The 18738-nt window shown below is 75.1% G+C and carries 20 protein-coding genes; 12 read left to right on the top strand and 8 right to left on the bottom strand.

All coding sequences use genetic code 11. The features are described 5' to 3' along the window. Positions 1-6: 6 nt before the first annotated feature. The 3 genes from ACWDBE_RS16065 to ACWDBE_RS16055 form a co-directional block, all read right to left on the bottom strand. The gene (locus ACWDBE_RS16065) at positions 7-225 is read right to left on the bottom strand and encodes a hypothetical protein (protein ID WP_449792586.1); all 219 of its coding nucleotides are present in this window, start codon (positions 223-225) and stop codon (positions 7-9) included. 166 nt (positions 226-391) lie between these two features. Then, positions 392-1558 (bottom strand): CU044_5270 family protein, encoded by a 1167-nt coding sequence (locus ACWDBE_RS16060; RefSeq protein WP_449808331.1) that lies wholly within the window; start codon positions 1556-1558, stop codon positions 392-394. Further along, positions 1555-2316, bottom strand: a complete 762-nt coding sequence (locus tag ACWDBE_RS16055) for an RNA polymerase sigma factor (RefSeq protein WP_449808330.1) — start codon at positions 2314-2316, stop codon at positions 1555-1557. Before ACWDBE_RS16055 ends, ACWDBE_RS16060 begins: the two co-directional genes overlap by 4 nt. Positions 2317-2445: 129 nt before the next feature. On the opposite strand from ACWDBE_RS16055, the gene ACWDBE_RS16050 reads away from it, so the two are divergent. The 3 genes from ACWDBE_RS16050 to ACWDBE_RS16040 all read left to right on the top strand — a co-directional run bounded on the left by ACWDBE_RS16050 (position 2446) and on the right by ACWDBE_RS16040 (position 5046). Next, positions 2446-4020 (top strand): serine protease, encoded by a 1575-nt coding sequence (locus ACWDBE_RS16050; protein ID WP_449808329.1) that lies wholly within the window; start codon positions 2446-2448, stop codon positions 4018-4020. Positions 4021-4325: 305 nt separating this feature from the next. Further along, positions 4326-4646, top strand: a complete 321-nt coding sequence (locus ACWDBE_RS16045; protein ID WP_449808328.1) for a heavy-metal-associated domain-containing protein — start codon at positions 4326-4328, stop codon at positions 4644-4646. A 79-nt stretch (positions 4647-4725) separates the two neighbouring features. Further along, positions 4726-5046 carry a metal-sensitive transcriptional regulator gene (locus tag ACWDBE_RS16040; protein ID WP_449792591.1) on the top strand — a complete coding sequence of 107 codons (321 nt, stop codon included), beginning with the start codon at positions 4726-4728 and terminating at the stop codon, positions 5044-5046. 546 nt (positions 5047-5592) lie between these two features. Here ACWDBE_RS16040 and ACWDBE_RS16035 read toward each other — a convergent pair. Further along, positions 5593-6135 carry an MOSC domain-containing protein gene (locus tag ACWDBE_RS16035; RefSeq protein WP_449792593.1) on the bottom strand — a complete coding sequence of 181 codons (543 nt, stop codon included), beginning with the start codon at positions 6133-6135 and terminating at the stop codon, positions 5593-5595. Between the two features lie 391 nt (positions 6136-6526). On the opposite strand from ACWDBE_RS16035, the gene ACWDBE_RS16030 reads away from it, so the two are divergent. After that, positions 6527-6682, top strand: coding sequence for a hypothetical protein (locus ACWDBE_RS16030; protein ID WP_449808327.1), 156 nt, complete (start codon positions 6527-6529; stop codon positions 6680-6682). Here the strand turns inward: ACWDBE_RS16030 and ACWDBE_RS16025 are convergent. After that, on the bottom strand, positions 6664-7098 hold the full coding sequence (locus tag ACWDBE_RS16025) for a DUF4345 domain-containing protein (RefSeq protein ID WP_449808326.1): 435 nt from the start codon (positions 7096-7098) through the stop codon (positions 6664-6666). The two genes, ACWDBE_RS16030 and ACWDBE_RS16025, sit on opposite strands and share 19 nt — an antisense overlap. Positions 7099-7186: 88 nt before the next feature. On the opposite strand from ACWDBE_RS16025, the gene ACWDBE_RS16020 reads away from it, so the two are divergent. Together ACWDBE_RS16020 and ACWDBE_RS16015 are read left to right on the top strand one after the other, a co-directional pair. Then, complete coding sequence (locus tag ACWDBE_RS16020) at positions 7187-7825, top strand: TetR/AcrR family transcriptional regulator (RefSeq protein WP_449808325.1); 639 nt, start codon at positions 7187-7189, stop codon at positions 7823-7825. A gap of 102 nt (positions 7826-7927) precedes the next feature. After that, positions 7928-9211 carry a cytochrome P450 gene (locus ACWDBE_RS16015; protein WP_449808324.1) on the top strand — a complete coding sequence of 428 codons (1284 nt, stop codon included), beginning with the start codon at positions 7928-7930 and terminating at the stop codon, positions 9209-9211. A gap of 91 nt (positions 9212-9302) precedes the next feature. Here the strand turns inward: ACWDBE_RS16015 and ACWDBE_RS16010 are convergent, their stop codons facing one another. Together ACWDBE_RS16010 and ACWDBE_RS16005 are read right to left on the bottom strand one after the other, a co-directional pair. Next, complete coding sequence (locus ACWDBE_RS16010) at positions 9303-10088, bottom strand: phosphotransferase enzyme family protein (protein ID WP_449792598.1); 786 nt, start codon at positions 10086-10088, stop codon at positions 9303-9305. A 102-nt stretch (positions 10089-10190) separates the two neighbouring features. After that, the gene (locus tag ACWDBE_RS16005; RefSeq protein ID WP_449808323.1) at positions 10191-11408 is read right to left on the bottom strand and encodes a Dyp-type peroxidase; all 1218 of its coding nucleotides are present in this window, start codon (positions 11406-11408) and stop codon (positions 10191-10193) included. A 31-nt stretch (positions 11409-11439) separates the two neighbouring features. On the opposite strand from ACWDBE_RS16005, the gene ACWDBE_RS16000 reads away from it, so the two are divergent. The 4 genes from ACWDBE_RS16000 (at position 11440) to ACWDBE_RS15985 (ending at position 15484) form a co-directional block, all read left to right on the top strand. Next, entirely contained in the window at positions 11440-12813 is a 1374-nt protein-coding gene (locus tag ACWDBE_RS16000) for a right-handed parallel beta-helix repeat-containing protein (RefSeq protein ID WP_449808322.1), read from the top strand. Positions 12814-12936: 123 nt separating this feature from the next. Continuing rightward, positions 12937-13413, top strand: a complete 477-nt coding sequence (locus ACWDBE_RS15995; RefSeq protein ID WP_449808321.1) for a hypothetical protein — start codon at positions 12937-12939, stop codon at positions 13411-13413. A 12-nt stretch (positions 13414-13425) separates the two neighbouring features. Next, complete coding sequence (locus ACWDBE_RS15990) at positions 13426-14721, top strand: MFS transporter (RefSeq protein ID WP_449792602.1); 1296 nt, start codon at positions 13426-13428, stop codon at positions 14719-14721. A gap of 133 nt (positions 14722-14854) precedes the next feature. Then, a complete protein-coding gene (locus tag ACWDBE_RS15985; protein ID WP_449808320.1) occupies positions 14855-15484 on the top strand; it encodes a hypothetical protein in 630 nt (209 codons plus the stop codon). Here ACWDBE_RS15985 and ACWDBE_RS15980 read toward each other — a convergent pair. After that, positions 15468-16691, bottom strand: a complete 1224-nt coding sequence (locus ACWDBE_RS15980) for an MFS transporter (RefSeq protein ID WP_449792604.1) — start codon at positions 16689-16691, stop codon at positions 15468-15470. The two genes, ACWDBE_RS15985 and ACWDBE_RS15980, sit on opposite strands and share 17 nt — an antisense overlap. A gap of 416 nt (positions 16692-17107) precedes the next feature. Here ACWDBE_RS15980 and ACWDBE_RS15975 point away from each other — a divergent pair, with 416 nt between their 5' ends. Beyond that, positions 17108-17491 (top strand): hypothetical protein, encoded by a 384-nt coding sequence (locus ACWDBE_RS15975; protein ID WP_449808319.1) that lies wholly within the window; start codon positions 17108-17110, stop codon positions 17489-17491. Positions 17492-17650: 159 nt separating this feature from the next. Then, positions 17651-18502, top strand: a complete 852-nt coding sequence (locus ACWDBE_RS15970) for an alpha/beta fold hydrolase (protein WP_449808318.1) — start codon at positions 17651-17653, stop codon at positions 18500-18502. Positions 18503-18738: the final 236 nt, after the last annotated feature.

Raw genomic sequence — 18738 nt, 5'->3', positions numbered from 1 at the left:
CCGAGGTCAGCCCGAGCAGGCGATTCGCTGCGCCTGCTGCCAGGCGCACACCGGGCAGAGGGTGCCGCCGGGGTGGTCGGCGGGCAGTTCGGTCGGCTCGCCGCACAGGACGCAGTCGGCGCGGGGCCCGGTCGCGTCCGGGTCGTGCCGCAGCGCGGCCTCCGCTCCGCCCTCGGGCGCGAGTTCGCAGACGACCGCTTCCTGGATCGTACGGGTGTCGCTCATGCCGCCTTACTACTCCGCTCCCCGCTCAAGCGCAACAAGCAAGCGCAACAAGCTCGGTCCCGGCGGCCCGTGGCCCCGGCGGACGACCCGGGGCGGCGGGGTCGGTGCCGGAGGCCGGGGGCCGGGGGCGGCTGTCACCCCCAGCGGTCGTCGCGCGGGCGCCTGATCACCGTGCCTCCAGCGGGAGTTCGCCGACGCGGTCGACCGCGCCCCTGGTGAGGACGGCTGAGGTTCCGAGCACCGTCCCGGCCGGCCCCGCGTCGCCGGCCTCGCTGAGGACCGTGCGCTCGCCGAGGAACGCGTACGTGGTCCGGTCGAAGATCCACTGCGTCTGCTGTCCGTGCGCCGTGCGGGCCACGGCGACGCCTTCGCGCCCGGCGGCGTCGCCGGCCGAGGGGACCACGGTGACTCCGGAGATCCGCTCGGCGGCCCGGTAGAGCGCGGCGCCGACCTGCGGCGGCGCCCAGGTCTCGGCCAGCAGGTCGCCGATCGCGGCGAAGGCCCGCTGGTCGGGGTCCTGGCCCGCGCCGGTCCGGCCCTCGGTGCGGGTCTGTTCCCGGATCAGCTTCAGCAGGGCGTCCGGGTCGGTGGGCAGGGAGGCGACGTAGGCGTGGGTCGGCTCGGCGATCGACGGGCCGACCGGGCGTGCGGTGTGGGGCCGGGGCGTCGCGCCCGGCCGGTCGAGCTCGAAAACCGGTCCGTCCTCGCGGAGCGGGCTGTCCGGCCCGCCGTCCTCGCGCAGCAGACCGGGGCGACTGCCGTCGGCGGACAGCCAGACCTGCCGGGTGTGCGCTGGCGCCGTCGTCACGGGACCACCCGCGGCGCTCTGCCCGGCGAAGGCGACCCTGCTCTCGATGTAGACGAACTGGTCGGCGCGGAGCGCCGGTTGCTCCGCCTCGGCGGCGGCGAGCGCGATGCGGCCGAGGAGCCGTCCCGCTTCGGAGGTCCCGGCGGCACTGCTCTCGACGACCGCGCGGTCGGGCTCGACCGCACCCCCGAGGTCCAGCGCCACGACGCCGACGGCCGCCAGGCCGCAGGCGAGCGCCGGCACGGCGATCCGGAACCGGAGCGAACGACGGGTCGGACGCCCGGACGGCGCCCGCCCGGCGGACGCGGGGGACGCGGCAGGCACGGCAGACCCAACGGACGCTGCAGGCGGAGCAGCCTCGGCGCCATCGGCGGCGGCCCTGCGCAACACCTCCCGTCTCAGCAGCAGTTGACGCTCCTCGTCCAGTCCGGGCACCGCCGGCGGCGGCAGCAGCTCGGCGAGTTCGCGCCGCTCGGACTCCTCGGACGACGGGCACTGCGTACCGCGCCGTGGGGTGGCATTCATCCGTGGCTCTCCTGGGTCGACGGCCGGAGCACGGGGGCACGGCCGGGTACGGGCAGGGTGGTGACGGCGGAGGAGGTCCTGCCCTCCGCCGCGGTGGGCTCTCCGGTGCCGTCCGGCCGGTGCCGCACGCGCGCGGAGGCCCTGGCCGAAGCCCTGGCCTCCGCCGCGATTTCGGCCTCGGTGAGGTCGCGCAGCCGGGCACGGGCCCGGGACAGCCGCGAGCGGACGGTCCCGACCGGCGTGCCGAGCGCCTCGGCCGCGCTCGCGTAGTCCAGTCCGGCCCACACCACGAGGGTGAAGACCTCCCGGTCGCGGCGCCGGAGGCGGGCGAGCGCGCGACGCGCGGCCCGCAGGTGTTCGACGTCGGCGAGGTTCGCGACCAGGTCGTCGGCGAAGTCCGGGACCGAGCCGCGTTCCGGCGTCCGGGCCAGCGCGATGTCACGGCGCCGGCGGGCGCGGGCGTTGCGGCGCATGATGTTGGTCGCGATCCCCAGCAGCCACGGGCGCAGCCCGTCACCGTCGGGGCGCGGCCCGTAACCGTCGGCGTGCGGCCCGTCACCGTCGGGGCGTGGCCCGTCACCCGCGGGATGCAGTCGCTCCCGGCCCCGCCACGCCTCCAGGAAGGTCGTCGAGACGACGTCCTCGGCCTCCGCCCAGTCGCCCGTCACGCGCAGGGCGTAGCGGTACAGCACCTGGGCGTGCTCGTCGTACAGCTCGCCCAGGGCATCGGGGTCGCCGCGGCGAAGACGCGTTCTCATGAGTGCTTCCACACACTGCTCTGCCCGGTCCGCCGCCCGGGTTCCGGTGATGCGCGTCACAGCCGCCGGCCCGCCCGGGGTGTGGCCCTGATCACGGGAACTCCGCTGCCCGGCCGAGCAGTACAGGGCATGACCACGACCTCCCTTCCCCGCCGCAACGCCCTCCGCGCCCTGGCCGTCGCCGTCGCACTGGTCGGCGCCTCGACTCCCGCCTTCGGCGGTGCGGCCTTCGCCGCCGACCCGGAGACGTACACCCTCACGATCAAGCACCTGGACCGCGCCGGCCAACCGGCCGGGAAGTACCGCACCCACATCAGCGGGGTCTTCGAGGCCGGGGGCGAGGAGTTCCTCGAGCAGCAGGACGCCTCCGGGGTCACGACGGTGCGGCTGCCCAAGGGCCGGTACCTGCTGGACAGCACCCTGCCCGACGGCCCGGGGGCGGGCGGCCCGGCCTGGACGGACTGGGTCGTCCAGCCGCGCCTCGACCTCGACCGGGACACCACCGTCACCGTCGACGCGCGGACCACCGCCCCCGTCGACGTCCGGCCCCCGGACGGCACCGCGCGGTTCCTGCAGAGTTCGATGTTCGTCGAGGTCACGCACGAGGGTGTCACCAGGAGCGCCAACATCGGCAACAGGTCGACGAACCTGCGTGTGGCCCACCTGGGGCCCGAGGCCGAGGCCGGGACGGTCAATCAGTGGTACGACGCGCACTGGGCGACCGACAGCGGCGGCTACCTGCTCGGGCAGACCTTCTCCGGCACCCGCGCCCTGACCGGGCTCGCCCGGCAGTACGCCGCGCAGGAGCTGGCGACCCTGAACATCCGTGGCGCCGCCGGTCCGGGCAGCAACGGAACCGCCCTGCTGAGCGTCCTGCCGAGCACCGGGACGGTCGCCGGCGCCCCCCGGGTCATGAAGACGCCGGGCACCGCCACCTTCCTCGTCGCGCCCGAGCGCGGCACCTGGGACATCGGTGTCACCGTCCCGGGCGCCGACGGCGTGACGCGGAACCACTACGCCGCCGACCGCGTCGCCGTACGGGCCGGGACGACGACGACCCACACCTTCGACGGCCCGGTGTTCGGCCCGGCGCTCACCGAGCGTCCCGCCGTCTCACGCGACGGCGACCGGATCACCGCCGACGTCCCGCTGCTCGCCGACGGCGACGGCCACGCGTCGTGGCGCCCGTCGTTCGACACCGCGTACACCGCGCTGTACCGCGACGGCGTGCTGGTCGGCACCGCGTCCGACGCGCCCGGGCGCGGCGAGTTCACCGTGGCCCCGGGCCAGGGCTCGTACCGTCTGGCCACCACGGTGACCCGCAAGGCCGCGGCCGGCGCGACCACCCGCGTGAACGCGTCCTGGACCTTCACCTCGACCACCACGACCGGGCCGACGGCGCTCCCGGTGAGCGTGGTGCGGTTCTCCCCCGATCTGGGCCTGACCGGCACCGCGACGGCCGGCAGCCCGCTCCGGATCCCCGTCACCGTCCAGGGCGCCGCCGCCGACGGCCGTACCCGTTCGCTGACCGTCTCGGCCTCCACCGACGGCGGCGCCTCGTGGACCCGTCTCCCGCTGGAGGCCGGTGCCGTCACCGTGCAGAACCCGCCGGCCGGCACCGCCGTCTCCCTGCGCGCCGAACTGACCGACACCGACGGCAACACCCTCGAGCAGACCATCGCCGACGCCTACCGCACCCGGTGACGACGGCGAGCGCCTGAGCCGGCGCCGGCCTCCTCGATCGAGGAGGCCGGCGCTGTCTTCTCTTCCCGTGCCGTTCCCGGGTCTCCGTCCACTCGCTCCCTCGACTCCGCTTCCGGCTTCGCCCCTCGACGCGTCAACGATGCTGGTCTTGACGGGTGTTGACGATCTGCTGGCCGGTGAGCGGCCGGGCGGGGAGGGGCTTCGCAGGGCCCGGCCATTACCCTAGGGGGGTATGGTACCTTCGACGTGAAGCAGCCGCCCGGGCCGTCCGGTCGGCGCCGGACACCCATGACAGGAGCACACCCATGAGCGAGACCACCGTCACCGTCGAGTCCGCCACCGCCGAGGCCTCCTCCTGCTGCGGTTCGTGCGGCACCAGCGCCGGTGCGGCGCCGGCCGCCGAGTCCGTCCGGGCCTCGGTGTTCCAGGTGAAGGACATGACCTGCGGCCACTGCGTCTCCTCGGTGACCGCCGAGCTGAAGAAGATCGCCGGCGTCGAGGACGTCGCCGTGGACCTCGCGACCGGCCGGGTCACCGTCGGCAGCACCCTGCCGCTCGCCGACTCCGACGTGGCCGCCGCCATCGACGAGGCCGGTTACGACCTGGTCAGCCGCGTCGAGGGCTGACCCGCACGCGTCGGCCCGAACGGGCGGGGCACCACCGCGCCCGTTCGGCCCGACTCCCCACCACCGCGCCGCCGGTAGAGTGAGGGCACGCCTCACCGCACAGGAACCGGAGACGGCTATGGCCAGCTACAGCTCCCACAAGGACGACTTCCTCAAGCGGCTCCGCCGCATCGAGGGCCAGATCCGTGGCCTCCAGCGCATGGTCGAGCAGGACACCTACTGCATCGACGTCCTCACCCAGGTCTCCGCCGCCAGCCGCGCCCTCCAGTCCTTCGCCCTCCAACTCCTGGACGAACACATCGAATGCTGCGTCCGCGACGCCATCGCCGAGGGCGGCCAGGAGGCGGGCACCAAGATCCGCGAGGCCAACCAGGCCATCGCCCGCCTCGTCAGGTCCTGACCCGACCCCGATCCGGCACCCGAGGCACCCGAGGCACCCACGACGCCCGAGGCGCCCGAAGCACGACCCCCCGGCTCCCGGCAGCTCCCGCGCCGGGAGCCGGGGCCGTTACGGGGTGGGGGTATGAGCGGCGGTCAACCGCCTTACCGGACAGTCGAATCGGGGCGATCAACCGTGGAGTCGATCGAGTTTCGTCCGCCGACTGGACGGCCTGGTCCACCGCTTCGACCCGGACGGCATCTTCAACGGCCGCCCGTCCTACCGGCGGCGGGGCCTGGACCTGTGGTGCCGGTGGCCGCCGGACCGGGGCTGGTGCGTGGTCGGTGCCGACGGAGTGCCCAACTCCGTCCCCCTGCCGGCCGGGAGCCGACACCGGGAACACCCGCCCACCGGTCCGTGGCGCAGCCGGAAGGCGGGCAGGTCATACCTCAACGGCCTGCGCCGAGTCGACGGAGAGCCACCGCGCTGACGCCGCCGCCACGGCCGACCTCCAGGCTCGGACCCGCTCGGACCCACTCGGACGTGCTCAGACCCGCTCGACCCCGCTCAGACCTGGCCGAGCGGACGGTGCGGGCCGTCCGGGAGCGTGACGGTGACGGGGTCGCCGGGGCGGACCGGGCCGCCGGCGCGGACGGTGCCCATGATTCCGGCGCGGCGCACGATCGTGCCGTCCGCAGCGCGACCGACGACCTGCTTGAGCAGCCCTGGCCGGTAGTTGTCGATCTGGGCGCACGGGTTGCGCAGGCCGGTGATCTCCACCTCGGCCTGCGGGCCGATCCGCAGCACCGCGCCGACCGGCAGGCCGAGCAGGTCGACGCCCTCGGTGGTGATGTTCTCGCCGAGCGCGCCCGGCGGCACGTCGAAGCCCGACTCGCCGAGCTCGGCGAGCAGTTCACGGTGGATCAGGTGGACCTGGCGCAGATTGGGCCGCGTCGGGTCCTGCGCCATCCGGGACCGGTGCTTGACCGTCGCCCCGGCGTGCACGTCCCCCTCGACGCCCAGCCCGGCGAGCAGCATGATGCCGTCGCGGTTCGTCTTGGTGAACGAGTACTCGGCGTTGCTGCTGACCGCCACCACGGTGCCGCTCATGTTCGGGCCCTCCTCGCGCACGCACGTTCGATCAGCCAGGAGCCTACTCCGCCGCGGCCGTACGGTCAGCCCTCCGAGGGCGCCCGCAGCAGCGACAGCACGACCTCGTCCAGGATCTCCTCCGTCCACCGCGGGCGGGGCCGACTTCACCGGGCTCTCGGTCGGCCACCGGGGCGGGCCGCTCGGCCGCGACCTCGATGACACCACCGGCATCCGGGCCGGCGACCGCGCTCCCGACGCGCCCTGCACCACCGCCGACGGCACCCCGCCCCGACTCTTCGACCTGTTCGCGGCCGGCACTTCACCCTGCTGACCGTCGGCGAGCACCCGGCGCCGGCCGACCTCCGCGAGAACGCGGACCCCGCCGCCCCCGGCCTGCGCCGGGGGCGGCGTGCCGGCCCCTGAGGGTCACGTCGCCCGGGCGTACGGGCTGCGCGGCGACGCCGTCGTGCTGGTCCGCCCGGACGGCTACGTCGCGCTCACCGGCGCCACCTCCGACCGGGCCACCGTCGCCGCGCAGCCGGCGGGCTACGCCCCGGTCGGCTGAGCCCCGCTGGGCCGAGCCCCGGCCCCGTTCCCGCCGCGCGCCGCCCGCTCGTCCGCGTCGGCGAGCCACAAGTACACCGGCGCGAGCCCGAGTTCGAGCGCCATCAGCACCAGCTGGAACCAGTGCGGCCGGCCGTCGACCACGATGGACAGCACCCGCGCGAGGCCGCCCAGCAGGAACACCGCCGCCAGCCACCGCACCGTCCGGGCGGGCACCGGCGCCTGCCGGGCGGCCTGGATCCAGGCCGCCCCGTACCCGGCGAAGACCGCCCCCATGAAGCGGCCGAAGCCGGCGGCCGTCGGCCCGGCGTCCGCGACGCCGGGCATCGCGGCGTTCCCCAGCAGGATGTGGACGAAGCCGATCGCCACGCAGGCGACCCCCATCGTCCACGTGAGCACCCGTAACGCCTTGGCCATGACCCACCCACCCGTTCCAGAGGTCTGGTTGACACGTGTCTACTAACCTGCGCCGACAAGTAGACGCGTGTCAAGTAACCTGGCGCGCATGCCAGTCCACGAACGACGCCGGCGCCTCTCCCCCGCCGAGCGACGCGCCCAGCTGCTCGCCACCGGCGCCCGGCTCTTCGCCGAACGGCCGTACGAGGACGTGCTGATGGAGGAGGTCGCCGAGAAGGCCGGGGTCTCCCGCGCGCTGCTCTACCGGCACTTCGCGAGCAAGCACGACCTCTTCGCCGCGGTCTACCGGGAGGCCGCCGACGACCTGCTCGCCAGGACCCGCTTCGATCCGGCCGACACCCTGGTCGAGCAGCTGGTGGAGGGCATGGACGCCCACCTGGACTACTTCATCGCCAACCGGCACGCCGTGCTCGCGGCCAACCGCGTGCTGGCCGGGGACCAGGTGATCCAGACCATCATCGACGAGGAGCTCGACGCCCTGCGCGGCCGGCTGCTCGGCGTCCTCCCGCTCGCGGACGAGCGGGCGCGGCGGGCGGTGTCACAGGTCCTGCGCAGCTGGCTGGTGTTCGTCCGTGTGCTGGTCATCGATTGGCTGACCGAGGAGAACTGCACCCGCACCGAGCTGCGGGACGTCTGCGTCGGCGCCGTGCTGGGCGCGCTCCGGCCGCTGCTGCCCGCCGATCCGGCACCCGACCGGGGGCGTCCAGGGCATACCATCGGGGCGTAACGGGGAGAAGCGCCATAAGCATCCAATTACCTATGAATATACGACAATTGAATGCTCCGACTCCCCCCGACCAGCCGGACCTCCGAACCCGCGAAGGGACCCATGGACTCCGTCACAGCCGCCCCCCGGACCACCCTCCCGCCACTCCACCGGCTACCCACCACCCCCGCCCAGCCGCCCCACCCCACCACCCTCCCGGACGGCACCCCCGCGTGGCTGATCACCCGCTACCACGACGTCCGGCAGGTCCTCGGCGACCCCCGGGTCACCCGGGCCGACCTGCATGACGTCGGCACCGCCGGCACCACCGCCGACGTGGCCGCCAACCCGGCGTCCCTGTTCAACCAGGACGGGCCCGCCCACCGCCGACTGCGCGGCACCGTCCAACGGGCCTTCACCCCGCGCGCCATCGCCGGCTGGCAGCCGTGGGTCGCCGCCGCCGTCCAGCAGTCCGTGGAACGGCTGGTCACCGCCGGGCCTCCGGCCGACCTGGTCCCCGCGTTCGCCCGGCCGGTGCCGTTCGCCGTCACCACCCGGCTGATGGGGCTCGACGGGGACGGGCCGGACCACCTGGACGAGGAACGGCTGCACCGCTGGACCCTCGCCCTGCTCGCCCAGGGCGAGGACCCGGGCGACGGGCCGGACGACGAGCCGGGCAACGGGCCGGACGACAGGCCAGGCAGCGGGCCGGGCAACGGGCCGGAGCAGCAGGCGGGAGCCGACCACGGCGACACCCTCGCCGAATTCGGTGCCTTCATGGCCGAGTTGGTCGCCCGCCGGCGCCGCGAGCCCGGCGACGACCTGGTCAGCCGGCTGGTCCGGGCCGCCGACCAGGACGGCGGCGTCCCCGAGGACTCCCTCGTCTTCCTGGTCGCCGGACTCACCGCCAGCGGCAACGAGAGCGTCGCCGGGGCGCTCGCGAACGCCCTGGTGTACGTGCTCGGCGAACGCCCCGAGCACTGGCCGCTCCTCGCCGACCCGGTCGTCGCCGAGCACACCGCCGAACGCCTGCTGCACTACATCCCGCTCGGCGACGACGAGGCCACCGTCCGCCGCACCATCGCGCCGATCGAGGTCGGTGACGTCACCATCCCGGCGGGCTCGGTCGTCGCCGTCAGCCTCGGCAGTGCCAACCGCGACCCGGCCGTCTACCCCGAGGGCCTCGACACCGACCTCGGCCTCCCGCTGCCCGCCCCCACCCTGGCCTTCAGCTCCGGCCCGCACTACTGCATCGGCGCCTGGCGGGTCCGGCTGGAGATGCGCGAGTCACTGCACCGCCTCGCCACCGCGCTGCCCGGCCTGCGCCTCACCACCCCGGTCACGGAACTCGCCTGGCAGCTCGGCAGCACCACCCGCAGCCCGGCCCGCCTGCCGGTGGACTGGTAACCCGCGGCCGACCCTGGCCAACCCGCGGCCGCCCCGCGACCGATCCCCGCCCGACCCGCGGCCGGGAGCACCCTCGGCACCCCGCTCGGCGTCAGCCGTCGAGCAGTGCGCCGAGCCAGAGCTCCCGGCGCCGCTCGATGTACTCGGCGTCACCGCGCCAGACCTCCCCGTGCCCCTGCTCCCAGAGCCTCGCCCAGGGCTGGACGCCACGGCCCGCCCGGTCCCGCAGGAAGTCGTGCATGGCCCGCGTCCGCGGGCCCAACAGGGGTACCAGAGCGCGCCGTTCGGCCTCGTCCAGCCCGTAGGCGTCGACGAACACCCGCAGCCGGGCCGCCGCGTCGGCGTCGGCGAGCCGTCGGTCCGGCTGCGCCGACAGCGGCAGGAACCCGTGCAGCGCGTACGCGAGGTCCCACAGGCGGGTGCCGGGGGCGGCCGTGTCCCAGTCGATGAAGGACCACTGGTGCTCGGCGCCGACCACGAGGTTCCACGGGGCGAGGTCGTTGTGGGCGATGATGTCGGCGCCGTCGGGCGGCATCAGCACCTGCCAGCGGGCGTCCGGCGGGGGCGTGAAGTCCCGGACGGCGTCGTGGAACTCCCGGATCAGGCGGGCCACCCCGGCCAGCCGCTCGGACCGGTCCAGCAGGTGGAAGCGGTCCGGCCAGAGCACCCGGCCCGGCTGGTACGTCAGCACCTCGCGCCCCTGCGCGTCGAGGCCGAGCGGGCGCGGCGCCGCCCGGTACCCCACCGCGTGCAGGTGCTCCAGCAGCGCGTGCACCGCGGGCGTCCACGGCCCGGCCGGGCGCCGCACGGTGTCCCCGACCCGGACCACGCCGGCGCTCGTGTTCCCGCCGGACAGCGGTTCTTCCTCACCCGGCACGGGCGGTTCCTCACCGGGCACGCGCGCTTCCTCACCGGGCACGGGGCGGTTCCCGGTCGGTTCCTGGGCCGACGAGGCCGGCGGCCCGCTCCCCCTCCCGGCTCATCCGAACAGCACCTCCCCCAGTGTCCCGCCCTCCGGCGCGCCCGGCAGCACGTAGGCCACCGCCGAGGCCGTGTGCTCGACGAAGGCGTTCAGGGCGTCGCGCGCGGCCAGCCGGTTCTGGACGCGGGTGAACTGGGCCGGGTCGCGCATGAAGGCGCAGAACAGCAGGCCGCGGTCGCCCGGGCCGTCGTCGTAGTTGTAGCCCCGCCGCAGCATCCGGGCGCCGCCGTCCAGCCGGGGGCTGGAGAGGCGGACGTGCGCGGTGGCCGGGATGACGTACGAGCCGTCCGGGTTCTTGGCGTAGATGTCCGGCTCGTCGTGTTCCGCCGTGCCGGTGAGCGGGGCGCCGTCGCCGGCCCGGCGGCCCATCACCTCTTCCCGGCGGTCTCCGGGGAGGGCCGCGAAGGCGGCGGTGTCCATCCTGATCCGGCGGTAGACCAGAACCGTCCCGTGCTCGTGCGGCCCCGGCGGCCCCCAGACCCACTGCCCGCTCTGCTCGCCGTCCGGGTTCGCCGTGCCGTCCTTGAAGCCGAACAGGTTGCGCGGCGTGGCGCCGCCGGCCGTCCGGGCCAGGAAGCCGGACTGGGTCCACCGCACCGTCGCGCCCGCCGCCCGGGCCACGGCGTCCACCTGCTCGGCGACCACGGACAGCGGCCAGCGGTCCGCGGCGCAGAGCTGGAGCACCAGGTCGCCGCCGCCGCGCGCCGGGTCGAGCCGGTCGCCGGGGAAGGCGGGCAGCTCGGTCAGCAGCACCGGCGGAACGTTCAGCCCCAGCCGGGAGGCGAGCCCGGGCCCGACCCCGACCAGGCTGCTCAGCCGGGCCGGCGGGGCTCCCTGCAGCCGCGCGTCCGCCGGGCTGCCGCCCGACGCCTCGGCCAGCACCCGGGTCAACTCGCCGAGCAGGCCGCGCAGGGCGGCCCGTCCGTCCGAGGTCGCGGCGGGCGCCAGGTCGAGGGCCAGCAGCTGGGTGGCCGGCTGCTGCGCGACCGTCACCCCGGCCTGCCGTTCGCCGTGGAAGGGCACGGGGGGCTGCTCCGGCGGCGCCTCCCGTCCGGTCCCGCCGCCGTGGCAGCCGCCGCCGTCCAGGGCCAGCGCCGTGACGCCGGCGCCGATCCCGGCGGCCGCCAGCGCCCCGCCCGTGATCAGGGCCCTTCGCCCCACACCGGTCCCGACGATCGGTGGCTGGTCGTGCGCCTTTCCGGCTTCGGCATGCATGGGCGACATTGGAGACGATAGAACACGCCGTATGCAACTTTTGACCACACGTCATCCCGACCCGACCGCAACTCCCCCCCGCGGGGCCCGTACTGTCAGGCGGCTGCCCGCCCTGTTCACCGCCGCCGTGCTCGCCCTCGTCCCCGTTCTCTCCGGCTGTTCCTCGGGCGGCTCGTCCTCCTCCGACGCCAAGCACCCGGACGGCCCGGTCATCCGCGTCCCGCAGCACTTCCCGACCATCCAGCAGGCCGTGGACGTCGCCCGCGGAGGGGACACCGTGCTGGTCGACCCGGGCACCTACCGGGAGAGCGTCCGCCTCACCAAGCCCAAGATCGTGCTGCGCGGCACCGACCGCAACACCGTCGTCCTGGACGGCGGCCTGCGGCTGGTCAACGGCATCACGGCCTCCGGCCCCGGCTCGGTGGTGGAGAACCTCACCGTCCACGGCTACCTCGCCAACGGCGTGCTGTTCACCGGTGTCACCGACGAGAAGCTCCAGCAGCACGGCGCCGGCGGCTCCGCCTACAACCCGCTGGACACCGTCCGCTTCCCGGTCGTCCAGGGCTTCCGGGCCAGCAACGTCACCGCGTACAACAACGGCCTGTACGGCATCTACGCCTTCGACGCGCGCGGCGGCATCATCGAGAACTCGTACGCCTCCGGGGGCGCGGACTCCGGCATCTACGTCGGCCAGTGCAAGCCCTGCGACACCCTGGTGCGGGGCAACACCGTCGAGCGCAACGCCGTCGGCATCGAGATCACCAACGCCTCCGACGGGCTCACCGTGGTCGGCAACCGGGTCACCGGCAACCGGGTCGGCGTCACCGTCAACTCCAACGACCTCGAGGCCCTCGCCCCGCAGCACGGCGCGGTGATCGTGGGCAACGTCGTCACCGACAACAACGCCACCGACACCCCCCAGCAGGCCGACGGCGCTTACGGCATCGGGATCGGGATCGGCGGCGGTACGGAGAACCAGGTGCGGCGCAACCTGGTCCAGGGCAACCGCGCGGCCGGCATCGTCGTCACCGACCCGCCCGGGCACCCGGCGAGCGGCAACCGGATCGAGGGCAACCGGGCCACCGGCAACGGCACCGACCTGGTGCTGGCCTCCGCCGACCCGGGCAACTGCTTCACCGGCAACCAGCCGGGTGTCCAGAGCCCGGACGGCCTGGAGACGCTGGCGGGCTGCGCCGTCCAGGGGCGGACCGCCCCGCCGTTCGGCCGCACCAGCCCGGTCCAGTCACCGCCCGGCATCCCGTTCAGCCAGGTGCCGGCCCCGCCCGCCCAGCCCTCGCTGCCGGACCCGGGCGCGCCCGGCGTCCCGGCGACCGACCTGCCGGGCCCGGTCGACGCCGGCGCCTACCCGCTGCCGGAGTCCGCGGACGCCCTCCCGAAGCACTGACCCCCGCCCCCGTCCGGGCTCGCGCTCACGCGGGCCCGAGGGGGCGGACGGCCGTGCAAGGGCCGGGCGGCCGCGCCGCCCGGGACCGGCGGCGCCCTGGTCGCGGGAGCCTCCGGCGGCTTCATGAACGCGGCCGCCGGGGTGGGCGGCCCGGCCGTCTCCCTGTACGCCGTCAACACCGGCTGGACGGCCCGGCAGCTCCTGCCCGACGCCCGGCTCCACGGGGTGGTGGTGAACGCCTTCTCGCTGGCCGGAAAGGGACTGCCCGCGCCGTCCGGGCCCGCCCGGTGGCCGGTGGCCGCGGCACTCGCGGGCGGCGCGGTGGTCGGCCGGCCGCTCGCCGACCGGGTGCCCGAACACCGCGCCCGGCCGGTGGTGCCGGGCCCGGCCCCGGCCGGCGGGGCGACGGCGCTGGTCAAGGGCGTCTCGGGGCTCGGCCGAACGCCCGGGGGGAGCGCCGGCGCCCGGAACCCGGCGGAAGCCGGAACCCACCGGACACTCCGGACACCCCCGGATGAGCCCGACACCCTTGCCGACACGGACAGTTCGGGACACCCCGGGCAGTTCAGAAACCACCCGAACAGTCCTCCGCGGACATGACATACTGCGTCGGTGACCTCAGCTGACGTGGCCGAAAAACCGTCCAAGACCCGCCCCCAACTGGGCCGGAAGTTCAACCTGCTGTGGTCCGCGTCGGCGATATCCTCGGTCGGCGACGGCATGCGGGACTCCGCCCTGCCGCTGCTGGCGGTGGCCGTCTCCGACTCCCCCAGCGCGGTCTCCGTGGTCTCCGTCGCCGCGTCGCTGCCCTTCCTGGTGATGTCGCTGTACGGCGGGGTCCTCGCCGACCGGGCCGACCGGCGGCGGCTGATGTGGACGATCGACGCCGCACGCGCCGTCGTCGTCCTGGGCTTCGCCGGCTGGGTCTTCCTCGCCGACCCGCCCCTGGTCGCGCTCGCCGCGCTGGCCTTCGTGCTCGGCTGCGGCGAGACGGTCTTCTCCAACGCCGCCACCTCGGCCGTGCCCGAGCTGGTCCGTCCCGACCAACTCGACGCCGCCAACGGCCGGATGCAGGCCAACATGCTGGTCGGCGGCAACCTGGTCGGCCCGCTGCTCGGCTCGGCGCTGTTCGCCGTGGCCGTCGCCTCCCCGTTCACGGTGGACGGCGTGTCCTTCGCGCTCGCCGCCGTCCTGGTCGCCGCCACCGGCCGCTCCACCGCCCCGCGCACCCGGGCCGACCGCCGACCGGTGCTCACCGAGATCCGCGAGGGCGTCGACTGGCTGTTCCACCACCGCGACGTGCGGATGCTCGCCGTGCTCTCCACCCTCGGCGCGCTGGCCTGCTTCATGGGCACCACCATGATGGTCCTGATGGTCACCAAGGTCATCCACGCACCGGCCGCCTCCTACGGCATCGTGCTCGCGGCCGGCGCCATCGGCGGCACCGCCGCCAGCACCCTGGCCGGCCGGCTCAGCCGACTGCTCGGCCGGGGCACCCGCATCGCCCTCGCCTTCCTGCTGATGGGCGTCTCGCTGATCCTGATGGGCCTGAGCACCTCGGTGGCCGAAGTGGCAGCGCTCTACGGCGTGATCGGCTTCGGGATCGTCACCTGGAACATCCAGGCGATCTCGCTGCGCCAGCAGGCCGTACCGAAGGAACTGCTCGGCCGGGTCAACAGCTGCTACATGCTGCTGAGCCGCCTCGGCATCATGACCGGCGCCGCCCTCAGCGGCTGGATCGCCTCCGCCGTCAGCATCCGCACCCCGCTCTTCGTCGGCGGCGCCCTGCTGCTGGTCCTGCTGGTCGCGGTGCTGCTCCTGCTCCCCCGGATGACGGCGCTGGAGGCCGCTCCGGCTCCGGCCGGGACCGAGGCCGAGCCCACCGCCGCCGCGGACTCCGGGGAGTAGCGTCCACGGCGGCTCCGACCGGGGGGAAGTTCGCGTCCTCCCGCTCAACACCCCCGGTCGGCGGGTATGGTGGCCAGGGGGTGCACCGGGAAGCCTGGTCGGCGAGCAACTGCCGCCCGTCCTGAGGAGAGCCGTGAACGCCAACCACCCCACCGCCGCTGACCGGTCGACCGCCTCGGACGTGAGCGACACCGAAGTGCCTGACCCCGACGCGCCGGACACCGGCACGCTCGGCGCCGACGCGCCGCCGGTCGGCCTCGGCCCGCTGGTACGGATCGACGGGGCCTGGTTCATCGGCGACCACGGGAGCAGGGCGTACCTCGCCGTCCTCCCCGAGGGGTTCGAGCACCGCGTCGCCGGGCACGAGCCGTTCCTGGTGCCGTGGAAGCGCCTGATGAGCCTGCAACTCGCCGTCACCCGCGGCCGGTTCCTCAGCACACCGGTCGGCGGTCTCCTGGCGGGCGGCCACCGCTCCGCGATCGGCGCCCACGGCTCCTGCCTGCGCGCCATGGTCCGGCACCCCTACGACAGGTGGAGCCCCCGGTTCGTCCACCACCGGCGGTGGTACCCGGCGCCCGAGATCACGGTGCTGCAGCAACTGCTGGGCGACATCGTCGATCTCGGGCGCGTCGACCGGCTCGGCGACGACGCCTGGCTGTCCTCGGTCGTCGCGGAGCTGGCGACGGACCCGTTCCTCCGCAGGTGGCGGACCAGCAAGGCCCTCGCGGAGGGCGTGAAGGAGCTGATCACGCGCGGGGCGTGACCGACGGGCGACGGTCGGGCGGGGTGGCGGCCCGGGCGGGGGCGGAGACGAGGGAGGCCAGGGCCGGGGTCGCGGCGAGGACGAGGCACAGTGGCAGCGGCAGGCGCTCGGCGAGCAGGCCGGCCAGTGCCGTTCCGGCCGAACTCCCCGCGTTGAAGCAGGCGTTGACCCAGGCGCCGGCCCGGGTGCGCCGGCCGGGCTCGGCGAGTTCGTCGGTGAGCAGGTAGGCGGTGGTGAGGGTCGGGGCGACGGTCAGGCCCGCCAGGGCGGCGGTCGCCGCGAGGAGCGGGAGCGTCGGGGCGGCGGCGGTCAGGGCCAGTGCGCCGCCGAAGGCCGCGGAGAGGACGGCGAGCCGGACCCTGGCCGGAGCGCGCCAGTCGAGGGAGCCCAGGGCGAGACCGCCGACCGCACTCCCGGCCGCCAGCGCCGCCTCCACCCAGGCGGCGCCGGCCGGCTGCCCGTGCCGCTGGGCGAAGACCACCGCCAGCAGGCCGAAGGCGCCGAGTCCGGCTCCGGCACCGGCCGCGGCGGCGAGTGGCTGGCGGGTCCGGGAGAGCAGCCGCCAGGGGCGCGAACGGTCGGCGGCCGCAGGTGGGTTCACGGCCGCCCGACTCGGCACGCCGCGCACCGAGGCGGCCAGGGCGAGGGTGCCGGAGAGGACCAGGACGGCACCCAGCACCAGCCCGAGCCCCGGGCGGGCCGTCCCGGCCGCGATCAGGCCGGCCAGCAACGGGCCGGTGACGTACAGGAGTTCCTCGGCGACGGTGTCCAGACTGTAGGCCCGTCGGCGCAGTTCGGGATCGGGCAGCAGGGCGCTCCAGCGCGCCCGGGTGACCGGCCCGAGGGGTGGCGCGAGCACACCGGCCGCCACCGCGAGGGCGAGCAGGGCGCAGTACGGGACGCCGGGACGCCAGGTGGCGGCGGCCAGGGCGAGCAGCACCAGCGCGTACCCGGCCGCCATCGGCGGCAGCGCCCGGCGCGGGCCGTGGCGGTCGACCAGCCCGGCCCGGACGGGCGAGAGCAGCACGTTGGAGCCGGCGAACAGTGCCGTCAGCCAGCCGGCCCGGGCGTACGAGCCGGTCGCGCCGGTGACGGCCAGCAGGAGCGAGAGCGGGACGATGCCGTAGGAGAGGCGGCCGATCAGGGCCGCGCCGAAGAGCCGGACCGCGCCAGGGGTGCGCAGGACCGCCGCGTAGGACGAAGACATGGAGGGGTTCCTCGAAGGTTGGCGCGCACCGCGCGCCGGTGTACCGGGACGCCGAAGGGCCGCACCACCGGGGTGCGGTCGCTGTCCGGGGCCCTAGTCACGAGAGAGGAACACGGGGCCATGCTAGGGCACTTCGGTGCGGATCCCGCACAGGAGGCCGGCCGGCTTCCACCGACCCCTCCTCATGGACAGATCAACAAATCCCCGGTAGCATCTGCTGACAGGTCGACAGATCCGGACGCGCCGTGACGCTGCGTTCCGGTCGACCCTCGCCGGGTGGCACCGCGAGGCCTCGCCCTCGCCTCCGAGCCGGGCGCCGGATCGCTCCCCCGTCGATCCGGCGCCTCTCCCCGACGGGTCGTACAGCGGGGCCGCTCCGCCCTCACGCTCCACCCTCAGGCGCCACCCCGGGTCGCATGTCCACACCCGAGCTCACGCCCAAGCTCACACCCAAGGCGAGGCTCCGCGGCGCAGCCGTGGCCACCGCCCTGGCCGCCACCCTGATCGCGCTCGGCGCGGGCTCGGCCGAGGCCGCCGGCCGGCCGCCGCTGGAGCCGGGCGCGCACCTCTACTCGGCCACCGACGGACGGGGAGCGGTGATCACCGTCGACCTCGCCGACCTCGACACCTGCCACACCCTGTCGACGCCCGCCCGCTCGATGCAGATCGCCAACGGCGCCGCGTCCGTGGTGCTGTACCCGGGCGCCGGCTGCACCGGCCCGTACGCGTGGGCCAGTGGTTGGCCGGCGCAGTCCAACCTCCCGATGGCGGCCCTGGGCTACCGGGTGGTCCCGGCGTAGCGGCGCCCGGTGCGGCGCCCCTCCGGGAGTCACACCCCTTCCCGACCGTCACTGCCTTGACAGGTGATGCCAATGTCCGGCAATCTCATCACCTGTCAGGGTGGTGACGATATCGGTGATGCCGGCCGCCCCGTGCCGAACACCTGGGAGGGATCTGTCGTGGTGAGCATCAAGGGCCGACGCGGACGGCTGGCGGCGAGCGTGGTCTCGGCACTCACGGCGGGCCTCGCCCTGTGCGCCTTCACCCTCGGCGGCGCCGCCGACGGCGCGACCGTGGCCGACGCCTTCGGCGGCCGCGCCAGGCCGACCATCGTCCTGGAGCACGGCGCCTTCGCCGACGGCTCCAGCTGGAACGGCGTCATCTCCGCCCTGCACGCCGACGGCTACCCGGTGGTCGCCGCGGCCGACCCGCTGCGCGGCCCGGCCTCCGACGCCGCCGCCCTGCGCACCGTCCTCGACCACGTCAAGGGCCCCAAGATCCTGGCCGGCCACTCCTACGGCGGCAACGTCATCAGCCAGGCCGCCACCGGCGACCCCGAGGTCAAGGCCCTCGTCTACGTGGCCGCCTTCCTGCCCGCCCCCGGGGAGAGCGCCCTGGAGCTGACGAACAAGTACCCGGGCTCGACCCTCCCGGACGCCCTCGACCCGGTCGCCTACCCGCAGGCCGACGGCACCACCGCCACCGACCTGTACATCCGCCAGGACGCGTTCCGCCACCAGTTCGCCGCCGACGTCCCGGCCGGCCAGGCCGCCCAGATGGCCGCCGGACAGCGGCCCATCGCACAGGCCGCCCTGACGGAGAAGGCCACCTCCGCCGCCTGGCTGACCAAGCCCAGCTGGGCCGTCGTCACCACCCAGGACCTCAACATCCCGGCCGCCGCGCAGCGCTTCATGGCCGAGCGCGCCCACGCCGCGACCACCGAGGTAGCCGCCTCGCACTCGGTCGCGGTCTCCCACCCGCGCCTCGTCGCGGAGGTCATCGAGCGGGCCGCCCGCGCCACCGCCCACTGACGGCCCTTCCCGCTCGCCCGCGTGCCCGGTACCGCCACCCGGCGGTACCGGGCACAGCCGTGTACGGGGCGGCACACGGGAGCTCGGCCGGCGCGGACCGGCAGGAAGGAGCCGTGGGCACACGGGGAACCGATCAACCTCTCGCGCCGCCCTGCGCGACGCCCTCGGCCGGGTGGCCGCTCCCCCGGAGGCGTGACCCGCCACATTAATTCGTCACCACCTTGACAGGTGACGGA

It is taken from the genome of Kitasatospora sp. NPDC001132 (genome assembly GCF_053598415.1).
This window is presented reverse-complemented; position numbering and strand designations above follow the sequence as displayed.